Origin of the sequence: Klebsiella sp. C349492 (assembly GCF_042055345.1) — a bacterium.
Classification (GTDB): domain Bacteria; phylum Pseudomonadota; class Gammaproteobacteria; order Enterobacterales; family Enterobacteriaceae; genus Klebsiella; species Klebsiella scottii.
The window spans coordinates 602,916-615,392 of record NZ_JANQCE010000001.1 but is presented as its reverse complement, the minus strand read 5'-3'; the positions used below and the strand labels follow the sequence as shown (position 1 = coordinate 615,392).

Sequence of the window (12,477 nt, the reverse complement as noted above, 5' to 3'; positions counted from 1 at the left end):
AGACCGTTTTCCCGGGTAGCGGCGTAAACGCCCTGCCCGGGCAACGAGATCGTCGAGAATTTGTCGCCGCCAGGGAAAGGAAGCGCAGGTTTCAGCATACGCCGGCCGGGGATTACACCGTATAGATGCGGATGTCGTGCTCGCGAAACGTGGCGCTGTACTCGCGGCTGACGTTCTCTTCCACCACCAGCACATCGATAGCGCTGCTTTCAACCACCACAAAGCGGGCCACCGCCGGGATCTTGTCAGACGTCAGGCCAACGATAATTTCGCTACACTGCCCGATCACCGCTTTCTTAAATTCGCAGTCCGCGTAGTCAAATCCCGTCAGGCCGGACTCCGGCGCCATCGCGCAGCCGCCGATAAACCCCTGATCAAACAGAATGCCCTGCAGCTGCGCAACCGCCGAAGTGCCGACGCATCCCCCGGATGCCCGCTGTATCTGCCCGCCGAGGATCACCACGTCATACAGCGGTTTTTTTAGCAACACGGCGGCAATTTCCGGCGAGTTGGTGACCACCGTCAGCGCCAGCTCGGCGGGTAGGGCCTCGGCCATCGCCAGGTTGGTGGTTCCGGTATCGATAAAAATACAGCCGCCGGGCTTCACCAGCCTTGCGCATTGTTGCGCGATCCTGATTTTTGTTGCCGTATTTTTATCTTTGCGTTCGCTATAGTCTCCGGCCTCCGGCAGGTTCATCACCGCCCCGCCGTAGACCTTTTTGCAAAACCCTCCTTTGCTAAGCTCATGTAAATCACGGCGAATTGTATGCTCTGAAACGTTCAGTCTGGTCGCCAGTTCGGCGCATACCACCCTGCCGTTCTCCTGCAGAATCTGGCAAATAAGCGCTTGTCGCTGTTGAGGGAATGCCGCATAATCGAGCACATTAAATCCTTACATTAATATAATCGAGCATTAGTGAGCATGATCATGCATCTGCTCTCCCTCTGTCAACACGCCGTCAGGAGATATTCACCATGAAAGTAGCCCATATCGCGCTTTGGACCCGTCAGCTTGAGCAGCAGGCCCGCTTCTGGGTCGACTTCTTTGCGGGCGACATTAACGATAAGTACTGCAGCCAGACTAATCACGGCTTTGCCTCCTACTTTGTGAAGATCGGCGACAATATTGCCATTGAGCTGATGACCAAACCGGGGCTCAGCGCAGGGACGCCGGATAATAACCACACCGGCTGGGTGCATCTGGCCATTGCGGTAGGCGGCGCAGAAAAAGTCGATTTACTGGCGCAGCGCGCCGACGAGCAGGGTATTTTGGTCTCTCCGCCGCGCACCACCGGCGACGGCTACTATGAGGCGGTGATCAAAGACCCCGATGGCAATCTGATTGAAATCGTCGCATAGTCGTCTCTGACATCCGAACCAACCAGGAGCGCGCCGTGCCCGCCTACCACGTTATCGACAGAGAAACCTGGCATCGCCGGGAGCATTTCGAATTTTATCGCTCGTTTGCCAACCCCAGCTTTAACCTCTGCGTACCGCTTGAAGCGCAACGGCTGTACGAATGCGCCAAAGACCGGCAGGTCTCCTTTTTCCAGCTGGCGCTCTACGCCCTGCTGCGGGCGGCCAACGCTATTCCTGAGCTCAAACAGCGGATGCTGGGCGACGAGATTATTGAATACGATGAGATAGCAGTGATGACGCCGGTGATGACCGCTCAGGAGGGGTTTCGCCAGGTGTGGTGCGACGGCGCCGCCGATTTTGCCGCCTTCAGCCAGGCGGCAACGCCGAACATTGAGGCGGCAAAAACCACCGATCCGGCGCCGCTTATCGTCAACGGGGAGCACTTCTTCTGCGCCAGCTGCCTGCCGTGGCTGCATTTCAGCGCCATAACCCATGCCGAATATTACGTCGGCGCCGCGGTGCCCGCCCTCACCTGGGGCAAACTGAAAAACGGCGTAATACCGGTCGCGGGTAAGTTCAACCACGCCTTCGTTGACGGCCTGCACGCCAGCCGCTTCTTCGCCGCGGTGGAAGCGGGCTTTGCCGATCCGGATGCGCTATGGCGGCCGCAGCCCTGAAACGCCATTCCGCCCGCTGACGCCCCTCAGCGGCTTCGGCGCGGGGCTAGCGCCCGATCGGCTGGTAGCCCTGCCATTCAGGTTTCGCCGCCGTTCCCGCCGCGTTGGGCGTCAGGTGCAGATACCAGTCGCCCACCTTATCCAGCAGCAGGCAGTCATCAACCTCTTTGAGATTATCTTTATGCTGCTGATCCACGCCCCGCAGCAGCGTGCGCAGCGCCTTCTCCTTCGCCCCGCGCGGCCCCTGCGCCACGAAAAGATCAAACTCGTGCAGCTCCGCCAGCGTATCCGGCCGATAGCCTCCGGCATTAACAAAGAACAACCTGACGTCGGCCGTCGGGGGCTGCTTCGCTAATACCACCTCGTAGCCATCAGCCCAGGTAATCTGACTGTAGCCATCGATATGAATTTTATCGGCATCACCAAACCACGCCGCGCGCAGAGCGGGCCAGGCATCCTCGGGTTTTTCCGCCGCCACAAACTGAATATCGTGCACTTCAATATTCGATTTTCCCGCATTGCCGCCAACATAGAACATAAATAGCTTCACTTCAGATCCCCTGCATCGTTATTTTCGTTATATATCAAACTATATAACGAATATTTCAGCAAGCCGGCTGTCGCAAATGCAGCAGCCCGCATTCAGCGCAGCTGCATTTGCAGCATCTTCTCTGCAGACACAAAAACCTAACTCATTGATTATAAATCAAATAAAAATTTAATTTTCTGGCACAGCCTTTGCTAATGATTATATAACTCATTGGAATTATAGATTATTTAGTTATCTATTTTTTGCATATAGAACTTCGTTAATCAGGATGGAATCAGCATGCCAGAAAGCACACAGCCGGTTAGTTACACGCGTTACGCACCGCAAGCGCACGTCATCAGCAGCGATGAAGAAGCGGTGGCCATCGCCCATGAGATAGCGCTGGTGCTGCAGCCCGGCGCCGCCGAGCGCGACCGTAGCGGCATTGTGCCACCCGAGATCGTCGATACCTTTTCCAATAGCGGGCTATGGGGCATTACGGTACCGCGCCGCTGGGGCGGAGCCGAAGTCTCAGCCGCCACGCTGGCGCAGGTTATCGCCATTATCTCCGCCGCCGACCCGTCGCTGGGGCAAATTCCGCAGAACCACTACTGCCTGCTGGAGGATATTCGCCTGCAGGGCAGCGATGAGCAGCGCGCCTTCTTTTTTAACCTCGTCCTGCAGGGGCACCGCTTTGCCAACGCCCTCTCAGAAACCGGGGGTAAAACGGTTCTCGATATCCGCACCCGGCTTGAAGCCCGCGCGGAGGGTCTGTATATCAACGGCCGTAAAGGCTACTGCACCGGCTCCCTCTACGCCCACTGGATCGGCATTTTGGCGTTAGATGCCGACGACAAAGCGCAGCTGGCGTTTGTCCCTCGCGACAGCGCGGGTCTGACCGTGGTCGACGACTGGGCCTGCCTCGGCCAGCGCAACACCGCCAGCGGGACGGTGCTGGCCGAGGATCTGGCGGTCCAGCCGTTCCATCTGTTTCCGACGTGGCAATCCTACGCCACCCCAACTCTCGCCGGGCCCTTCGCGCAGCTCACCACCGCCGCCATCGATGCCGGCATCGCCCGGGCGGCCCTGAACGACACGGTGGCTTTCGTGCGCGAGTTCGCCCGGCCGTGGATTGACGCCGGGGTAGAGCGCGCCAGCGACGACCCGCTCACCATCTACCATATCGGGCAGATCGACAGCAGGCTGGCCGCCGCCGAGGCGCTGCTGGAGCAGGCGGGGAAAACCCTCGATCGCTACCGCAACGCGCTGAACGAGGAGAACGTGGCGCTGGCTTCGGTTGCCGTCGCCCGCGCGAAGGTGTTCACCACCGAAGTGGCGCTGGAGGCCGCCAGCCGCCTGTTCGAGCTCAGCGGCACCCGAGCCACCAGCAGCAGCAGCAACCTCGATCGCCACTGGCGCAACGCCCGCGTCCATACCCTGCACGACCCGGTGCGCTGGAAGTATCAGCTGCTGGGCAACTGGGTGCTGAACGGCGTTCGCCCACAGCGCCACGACTGGAACTAAGGTGGCGACGGTGCTGGAATTTTTTGCCGAAATCGACTGGAACGACGTGGCGCAGGCCGCTATCGATACCCTGACGATGCTGGGCTGGTCGCTGGGCTTTACCGTCCTGATTGGCCTGCCGCTGGGGATCGTTCTCTACCTGACCGGCCAGCCTCGGCTGCTGCACACCCCGCGGCTTTACCGCCTGCTGTCGCTGTGCGTCAACGTGCTGCGCTCGCTGCCGTTTATCATTTTGCTGATCGTGATGATCCCGGTCACCACCTTCATCACCGGCACCTCGCTGGGGGTGCAGGGCACCATTCCGCCGCTGGTCGTCGGCTGCGCGCCCTTCTTCGCCCGGCTGGTCGAAACGGCGCTGCGCGAAGTGGATCACGGGCTGGTAGAGGCCAGCTGGTCGATGGGCGGCAACACCTGGCAGCTGATCTGGCACACCCTGCTGCCCGAGTCGCGCTCGGGGCTGGTTGCCGCCGTTACCGTCACCGCCATTTTGCTGGTGGACTACACCTCGATGGCGGGCGTAATTGGCGGCGGCGGCCTCGGAGACCTGGCGATCCGTTTTGGCTATCAGCGCTTTCAGACCGACGTTATGGTCGTCACCGTACTGCTGCTGATTGCCCTGGTGCAGATATTACAAATGAGCGGCGACCGCCTCGTGCGGTCGATAAGCCGTAAATAAAAGATGCCCGCCCTCTTCCCGCTGCCACAGCCGGTTGACGGGCATCCGTCGCGCAAACATTAAAGGAAAAGATCATGAAAAAAACGCTTATCGCCGCCGGGCTGCTGGCCCTGTTCTCTTTATCGGCCGCCGCCAACGAAACGCTGACCGTCGGCGCCACGCCGGTCCCGCACGCGGAGATCCTCGAATTCGTCAAACCGGTGCTGGCGAAAGAAGGGGTCGATTTAAAAATCAAAGTCTTCAACGACTTTATTCAGCCTAACCAGCAGCTGGCGGAAAAAAATCTCGACGCCAACTACTACCAGTACCGGCCGTTCCTCGATAACTACAATCAGACGCGGCACACCAATCTGGTGCCGGTGGTGGGCGTCCATATCGAACCGTTTGGCGCCTACTCCAGCAAATACAAATCCATTAAAGAGGTACCGGACGGCGCCACCATCGCCATCCCCAACGATCCGGTCAATACCGGCCGCGCGCTGGTGATGCTCAGCAACGCGGGGCTCATCACCCTGAAAAACCCGCAGGACCCGCAGTCGGCCACCCGGGATATCGTCAGCAACCCGCACCGTTTCAAAATTCGCGAGCTGGAGGGGGCGATGCTGGCGCGGGCGGTGAACCAGGTCGACCTGGCGTTTATCTTTGCCAACTATGCGCTGGAGGCTGGAATTGATACCGACAAAGCGCTGCTGGTGGAAAAAGGCAGCGATCTTTACGTCGAGTACCTGGTGGCCCGCCCCGACAACATCAACGATCCGGGGATCCAGAAGCTGGCGAAAGCCCTGCACTCCGAGGCGGTACGCAATTTCATCCTGACCCGCTATAAGGGCAAAATTGTGCCCGGTTTCTGACCGCTGAAATTGACCCGGCAGCGCCACCGCTGCCGCTATTTGCTGGCTAACGGAGGAGATCACCGTGACCAATGCGCTCACCGCAGTACCGCATATTGAGTTAACCCACATAGGCAAAGCCTATCCCAACGGCGTTCGGGCGCTGCAGGATATCAACCTGACTATCCATCAGGGCGAAATCTTCGGCATTATCGGGCGCAGCGGCGCCGGGAAATCCACCCTGCTGCGCCTGTTTAACCGCCTGGAAAGCGCCGACAGCGGCGAAATCATTATTCATGGCGAGCCTACCCGGCGCTATTTACCCGCCCAGTTGCGGGATCTGCGCCGCCGGGTGGCGATGATCTTTCAGCATTTCAATCTGATGTCGACGAAGACGGTGGCGCAGAACGTCGAACTGCCGCTAAAAATGGCCGGCGTTCCCCGGGACGAAAGGCGGCGGCGGGTCGATGAAATGCTTGAGCTGGTCGGCCTCAGCGCCCTGCGCGACAGCTGGCCGGCCAGGCTCTCCGGCGGGCAGAAACAGCGTACCGGTATTGCCCGCGCGCTGGTCACTCAGCCGGAAATCCTGCTGTGCGATGAGGCGACCTCGGCGCTCGACCCGGAGAATACCTACGCCGTGCTGGCGCTGCTGAGAGAGATAAACCAGCGCCTCGGCCTGACCATTATCCTTATCACCCACGAGATGGACGTGATTCGTACGCTGTGCGATCGGGTGGCGGTGCTCGAACAGGGAAAAATTATTGAACAGGGCGAAGTGTGGCAGATTTTTGGCAACCCGCAGCACGAGGTTACCCGCAGCATGACCGGGACGCTGCACCACGCGCGTCCCGGCGAGCCGGAGGCGCCGGTCGCCGGTCGCCAGGTGGTGACGCTCCATTTTGACGGCAGCAGCGGACGGGAGCCGAATTTACAGCATATCGCCGGCCTGCTCGGGGACCAGGCCAGCCTGCTCTCCAGCAGCTGCGAACATATTCAGGGGCGGACGATCGGCCAGATTCGGGTTCGCCTGGCGCAGCCGCTGGAGCCCGGCGCGCTGCGCCAGCACGGCTGGGTGGCGGACCGCTTCACCCTCGGCACGGAGGAAATGGTGGAAACCACTGCTCCTTAGCACAAATCCGGCATTTTAATTCTGCATTATTGCTAATTCTAATTCGCTATAAACCATAGCCTTTCGTTGTTAGACAGCCGGAGGTGCGGCTCTTATCTTTCGTCATGAATTGTAAATTTAAGCGCAATCATTTGATGAGGGAGCACTTTTGTCCAGATTACTGCCCGGATTAAAAACCAAACGTTCGCGATTCTCGCTAGCTCTGAAAATCGCGCTCATTAGCGGCGCGGTGGCATTTTCTTCTGTCGCCACTGCGGATGATATTTTACAGGAAGGGATCACCCCGGCCACCGATGCCAGCCAGATCCCGGCGGCCGCCAAACTGCGTAAAGACACCGTGGTCGCCGGCATTTCCGAGCCGCAGGGCATCTTTAACCCCTACTTCTTCGTTAACGGCTGGGATGAAAATGTCACCAACGTCATCTTTTCACGGCTGATTGACTGGGACAGCCACGGTAATCTGGTGCCGGGGCTGGCCGAAAGCTGGACCGTCAGCGCCGATAACAAGGTCTACACCATCAAGCTGCGTCCCAATCTGACCTTCAGCGACGGCTCGCCGCTCACCGCCGAAGACGTGGCCTTTACTCTGACCGTGCTGCTGGACCCCAAATACGACGGCGATACTGACATTACGCTCGCCAATATTGCCGGCGGCGCTGAATATAAGGCCGGTACGGCCGACAGCGTTAGCGGCCTGAAGGTCATCGATCCGCTGACGCTGCAGGTGACCACCAGCGAACCGGGCGCCACGACGCTGGCTAAAATCGGCGGCCCGGTGCTGTCCAAAGCCTGGTACGGCAAGGGATATCAGCGCGGGCAGCTCGACTATCTGCGCACGCTGCACGGCAAACCGCTGGGCAACGGCCCTTACGTCTACGACAAATATCTCCCGGGCCAGGAGATTCGCTTCCACGCCAACAGCCATTACTATCGCGGTACGCCGCCGACGCCGCGCTTTATCTATCGCGTCACCAATCCGTCCACCAACTTCCAGCTGTTCCAGACCGGCGAAACCGATTATGACGCCTTTACCTCGCGTCCGGACGATATCGAACAGCTGAAAATGCTCGGCTTCGCCAACATCAACCTCTACGGCTCCAGCGACTACAGCCAGGTTGAATTCAACGTTCGTCGCCCGGCGCTGCAGGATGTCAAAGTGCGCCAGGCGCTGATTTACGGCCTCGACCGGCAGAAGCTGATTGACGTGGTGTATCAGGGCTACGGCAAGGTGGCCATTGAGCCCATCGCCCCCATCTCCTGGGCCTACAATGCGGAAGGCGTTAACCCGTATAAATACGACCCGGCACAGGCGAAAAAGCTGCTTGATGAGGCGGGCTGGAAGCCCGGACCGGACGGCATCCGGGTGAAAGACGGCAAGCGCCTGGAGCTGACGCTGCTGGTCAGCAAGAAGGTGCTCAACGATGCGCTGATCCCCATCGCCAAAGAGAACTGGCAGCAGATTGGCGTCCTGCTTAAGCCGCAGGTGGTGGACTTCAACGCCCTGATGGCCCAGCGAAAATCGGGTAACTACGATCTGGCCTCTTTCAGCACCAGCACGCTGAACGACCCGCATGACGGGGTATGGGACTTCTACAGCAGCGAGGCGAAAGAGTCCGGCTATCACAATCCGCAGGTCGATAAGCTGATTAACGCAGGTAACGCAGTGCTCGACGTGAATCAGCGCAAACCGATTTACCACCAGCTGTACAAAGTGCTGGCGGAAGACCCGCCGGTTATCTTCCTCGGCTACCGCCAGATCCTCTCCGCCAGCAGCGCCAGGGTCAGCGGCTTTAAGCCGGATATCTATAACGGTCTGACCGGCAGCCTGCCGGACGTGAAAATCGCCAGGTAAAAATCGCCCCCTCCGGGGTTTCCCGGCGGGGGATATGAGAATGTTATGAGAAATTTCATCCTGAGACGGCTGCTGCAAACTCTGCCGATGCTGCTGCTGGCTTCCTTGATCATTTTTATGCTGTTCGCTAAAACCCCGGGCGACTTTATCGACGGTAATATCACTCTTACCGCCGCCCGCGCCGCCGAGCTGAAGGCCATCTACGGCCTCGACCAGCCCCTGTTCACCCGCTACCTGCACTGGCTCGGCCAGCTGCTGCGCGGCGACCTGGGCTTCTCGCTGCAGTACCAGATCCCGGTCAGCCAGCTGCTCAACCAGTACGTCTGGAACTCCTTTCTGCTGGCCAGCGTCGCGCTGGTTTTTTACTGGGGCATTGGCCTGACGGTGGGGATTGTTTCCGCCATGAAGCCCAACTCGCTGTTCGATCACCTGGTCAGCATCGCCGTCTTCGCCGCCATGTCCTTTCCGACCTTTTTCCTCTGCCTGCTGCTGATTAAGTGGTTCGCCGTCGATCTGCACTGGCTGCCGCCGGGGGGCATGACCAACACCGGCAGCGATGAGCGCGGCTGGGCCTATATCCTGCAGGTGGCGGCGCATCTGGCGCTGCCGGTGCTGGCGCTGGTGATGCTGCAGGCCGGTAGCCTGACGCGCTATTTTCGCGCCAGCATGCTCGAGGTGGTGAAAATGGATTTTATTCGTACCGCCCGCGCCAAGGGGCTGCGCGAACGCACGGTCATCTTCAGGCACGCGCTGCGCAACGCGCTGCTGCCGATTATCACCCTGCTCGGCTTTGAGCTGCCGGGGCTGTTTTCCGGCGCCATCATCACCGAAAAAGTCTTCAACTGGCCGGGGGCGGGCCATATTCATATCGACTCGCTGGCCGCCCGCGATTACCCGGTGCTGATGGGCTTTACCCTGTTTCTGGCGGTGCTGACGATCCTCGGCAACCTGATTGCCGACGTGCTGTACGCGTGGGCCGACCCGCGAATCCGGGTGAGGTCATAATGCTCAGTTCACTGTTTTCAACCAACCGTCGCCTGCGTAAAGCGGAGATCCCGACGCTGGCGCAGATCGCGCCATCGCCCTGGCGCCAGGCCTGGCAGGCGCTGAGGCGCAACCGGCTGGCGATGCTGTGCCTGATAGTTCTGCTGGTGATGGCAGCATGGTGCGTGCTGGGCCCCCTGTGGTCGCCGTGGAAAGATGACGCCACCGACGTGCTGATGATCAACAAGCCCCCCGGCGCTGAGCACTGGCTGGGTACCGATTTTCTCGGCCGCGACGTCTATACCCGGCTGCTGCTGGCCGGGCGGATCTCGCTGATTATCGGCCTCCTGACCATGCTGCTGTCGGTCACCCTGGGCTATCTGCTCGGCGCGGTCTCCGGCTATGCCGGCGGCCTGACCGACCGGCTGATCATGCGCCTGGCGGATCTGGTGATGACCATTCCCGGCCTGCCGCTGCTGATTGTCGCCGGGGCGATGCTCTCGGAGCTCGATTTCTCCCCGGAGTCGCGGATCTACATGGTGGTCATTATGCTGAGCCTGCTGGAGTGGCCGAAGCTGGCCCGGCTGGTGCGCGGCCAGTGCCTGTCGCTGCGCGAGCGGGACTTTATGCTGGCAACCCAGGTGCTGGGCCTGTCGGCGCGCCGCCGCCTGTTTGGTCATCTGCTGCCGAATACCATCCCGATTCTGGTGGTGATGGCGACGATGGCGGTCGCCAACGCCATTCTGAGCGAGTCGGCCCTCAGCTATCTCGGCCTCGGCGTGGTGCCGCCCACCCCGTCGTGGGGCAATATGATGGATGCCGCCAACAGCCTGATCGACTTCCAGCGCCGCCCGTGGCTGTGGATGCCGCCGGGCCTGGCTATTTTTATCACCGTTATCGCCATCAACGTGCTGGGCGACGGCCTGCGCGACGCGATGGACCCCAAAATGAAACAGAGGCTGAAATGAGCGCGCCGCTAATCACCTTTAACCAGCTTTCGGTCTCCTTTGCCGGCGAAAAAAACCGCGTGCGGGCGGTGCAGGAGGTCTCTTTCGCCATTCATGCCGGGCAAACCGTCGGCGTCGTCGGCGAGTCTGGCTGCGGCAAAAGCGTCACCGCCATGTCGCTGATGGGCCTGCTGCCTCCCCAGGCGGCGCGCGTCGACGGCGGAGAGATTTTATTCAACGGGGAGGATCTGCTGCGCCTGAAGGCGGCCAAAATGGCCGACCTGCGCGGCAACCGGCTGGCGATGATTTTCCAGGAGCCGATGAGCGCGCTCAATCCGGTATTCACCATCGGCGAGCAGCTGTGCGAACCGCTGATCCGTCATCGCGGAGAATCGGCAAAGGCCGCCTGGCAGCACGCCACGCGGCTGATTAGCGACGTCGGCCTGGCGCGGGCGGAGAGCCTGATGAACAGCTATCCGCACCAGCTCTCCGGCGGGATGCTGCAGCGCATCATGATCGCGATGGCCCTGAGCTGCGAACCGCAGCTGCTGATCGCCGACGAGCCCACCACCGCCCTGGACGTCACCGTGCAGGCGCAGATCCTCCAGCTTCTGCGCGATCGTTCCCGGGCCAGCCGGATGGCGATGATGCTGATCACCCACGATCTCGGCGTTATTGCGCAAATGGCGGAGCACGTGGTGGTGATGTACGCCGGCAGGGTTGTTGAACAGGGCCCGACGGCCGAGATATTACGCCACCCGCAGCACCCCTATACCCAGGGGCTGATTGCCTCCCGCCCGGTGCCCGGCGAGCGCCGTCGCCGCCTCTACTCGATCCCCGGACAGGTGCCGGATCTGGCCGCCCTGCCGCCTTACTGCGCCTTTGCCGATCGCTGCGCGCGCGCCAGCGAACGCTGCCGCCAGGGGATACCGCCGCTGGCGGGCCGCGCCCGACAGGTCGCCTGTTTTCATAGCGAGTTAGCGGAGATCGTGGCATGAGCAATGAATACGTCATCGAGGTCGAAGGACTTAAAAAGCACTTCCCGCTGCGCGACGGGCTGTTCGGTCAGCAAACCGGGGAGCTGCGGGCGGTGGACGGCGTGAGCTTTAAGATCCGTCCGGGGACCATTTTCGGCCTGGTGGGGGAATCCGGCAGCGGTAAAACCACCGTCGGACGCACCCTGCTCGGGCTGTATGAGAAAACCGCGGGCAGCGTCAGGTACCGCGGCCGCGAGCTCAGCGCGCTCTCCCCGCGCGAGATGCGGGCGCTGCGGCCGAAAATCCAGCTGGTCTTTCAGGACCCCTACAGTTCGCTGAACCCGCGAATTCGCATTGGCGACGCCATCGGCGAGGCGATGCTGGAACACAGGCTGTGCAGCAAGGCGGAGCTGTATGACAGGACCCTCGCGGTCATGCAGATCTGCGGCCTCGCGCCGCAGCATTACAACCGTTTTCCGCACGAATTTTCCGGCGGCCAGCGCCAGCGCATCGGCATCGCGCGGGCGCTGATACTCAACCCGGATTTCATTATTGCCGACGAGCCGATTTCGGCGCTGGACGTCTCAATCCAGGCGCAGATCATTAACCTCTTTTCCGACCTGCGCGACGATCTGGGGGTCACGTTCCTGTTTATCTCCCACGACCTTGGCGTGGTGGAGCATCTGTGCGATGACGTGGCGGTGATGTATCTCGGACAGCTGGTGGAAACCGCAAGCCGCGACGCGCTGTTTGCCCGGCCGCTGCATCCCTATACCCGGGCGCTGCTGGCGGCGGTCCCCACCTTAGACCCGCTCCGCGAACCGGCGGTCGTGGTGCAGGGAGAGATTCCGGACCCGTCAAACCCGCCGCCCGGCTGCCGCTTCTCCTCCCGCTGCCCGCAGGCCAGCGAACGCTGCCGCCGGGAAGTCCCCGCCCTCCGGGAGGTCGCCGAAGGCCATCACGTCGCCTGCCACGCCGTTTAGTTCGCCCCTG

Annotated in this window: 13 protein-coding genes; 11 read left to right on the top strand and 2 right to left on the bottom strand. The window is 60.8% G+C overall.

Going from position 1 to position 12,477, the window contains the following annotated elements; genetic code table 11:
* Window positions 1-112: 112 nt before the first annotated feature.
* Window positions 113-883 (bottom strand): DeoR/GlpR family DNA-binding transcription regulator, encoded by a 771-nt coding sequence (locus NWP14_RS03015; protein WP_095102250.1) that lies wholly within the window; start codon window positions 881-883, stop codon window positions 113-115.
* 92 nt (window positions 884-975) lie between these two features.
* On the opposite strand from NWP14_RS03015, the gene NWP14_RS03010 reads away from it, so the two are divergent.
* On the top strand, window positions 976-1,359 hold the full coding sequence (locus tag NWP14_RS03010; RefSeq protein ID WP_375214750.1) for a VOC family protein: 384 nt from the start codon (window positions 976-978) through the stop codon (window positions 1,357-1,359).
* Window positions 1,360-1,394: 35 nt separating this feature from the next.
* On the top strand, window positions 1,395-2,036 hold the full coding sequence (locus NWP14_RS03005) for a CatA-like O-acetyltransferase, family 1 (protein WP_375214749.1): 642 nt from the start codon (window positions 1,395-1,397) through the stop codon (window positions 2,034-2,036).
* Window positions 2,037-2,082: 46 nt separating this feature from the next.
* Here the strand turns inward: NWP14_RS03005 and NWP14_RS03000 are convergent, their stop codons facing one another.
* Window positions 2,083-2,586, bottom strand: a complete 504-nt coding sequence (locus tag NWP14_RS03000) for a DUF1543 domain-containing protein (RefSeq protein ID WP_375214748.1) — start codon at window positions 2,584-2,586, stop codon at window positions 2,083-2,085.
* A 279-nt stretch (window positions 2,587-2,865) separates the two neighbouring features.
* On the opposite strand from NWP14_RS03000, the gene NWP14_RS02995 reads away from it, so the two are divergent.
* From NWP14_RS02995 to NWP14_RS02955, 9 genes are all read left to right on the top strand, one after another.
* Window positions 2,866-4,089, top strand: a complete 1,224-nt coding sequence (locus NWP14_RS02995) for an SfnB family sulfur acquisition oxidoreductase (protein WP_375214747.1) — start codon at window positions 2,866-2,868, stop codon at window positions 4,087-4,089.
* Between the two features lie 10 nt (window positions 4,090-4,099).
* Window positions 4,100-4,765 carry a methionine ABC transporter permease gene (locus tag NWP14_RS02990; protein WP_375215090.1) on the top strand — a complete coding sequence of 222 codons (666 nt, stop codon included), beginning with the start codon at window positions 4,100-4,102 and terminating at the stop codon, window positions 4,763-4,765.
* A gap of 74 nt (window positions 4,766-4,839) precedes the next feature.
* Window positions 4,840-5,616, top strand: coding sequence for a MetQ/NlpA family ABC transporter substrate-binding protein (locus tag NWP14_RS02985; protein WP_095102238.1), 777 nt, complete (start codon window positions 4,840-4,842; stop codon window positions 5,614-5,616).
* Between the two features lie 64 nt (window positions 5,617-5,680).
* A complete protein-coding gene (locus NWP14_RS02980) occupies window positions 5,681-6,724 on the top strand; it encodes a methionine ABC transporter ATP-binding protein (RefSeq protein WP_375214746.1) in 1,044 nt (347 codons plus the stop codon).
* 148 nt (window positions 6,725-6,872) lie between these two features.
* Window positions 6,873-8,576, top strand: coding sequence for an ABC transporter substrate-binding protein (locus NWP14_RS02975; protein ID WP_375214745.1), 1,704 nt, complete (start codon window positions 6,873-6,875; stop codon window positions 8,574-8,576).
* 45 nt (window positions 8,577-8,621) lie between these two features.
* Entirely contained in the window at window positions 8,622-9,581 is a 960-nt protein-coding gene (locus NWP14_RS02970) for an ABC transporter permease (RefSeq protein ID WP_133598055.1), read from the top strand.
* Window positions 9,581-10,528 carry an oligopeptide ABC transporter permease gene (opp4C, locus tag NWP14_RS02965; protein WP_375214744.1) on the top strand — a complete coding sequence of 316 codons (948 nt, stop codon included), beginning with the start codon at window positions 9,581-9,583 and terminating at the stop codon, window positions 10,526-10,528. The genes NWP14_RS02970 and opp4C overlap by 1 nt, the downstream gene beginning before the upstream one ends.
* Complete coding sequence (locus tag NWP14_RS02960; RefSeq protein WP_375214743.1) at window positions 10,525-11,505, top strand: ABC transporter ATP-binding protein; 981 nt, start codon at window positions 10,525-10,527, stop codon at window positions 11,503-11,505. The genes opp4C and NWP14_RS02960 overlap by 4 nt, the downstream gene beginning before the upstream one ends.
* Window positions 11,502-12,467, top strand: a complete 966-nt coding sequence (locus NWP14_RS02955) for an oligopeptide/dipeptide ABC transporter ATP-binding protein (protein WP_331833818.1) — start codon at window positions 11,502-11,504, stop codon at window positions 12,465-12,467. Before NWP14_RS02960 ends, NWP14_RS02955 begins: the two co-directional genes overlap by 4 nt.
* Window positions 12,468-12,477: the final 10 nt, after the last annotated feature.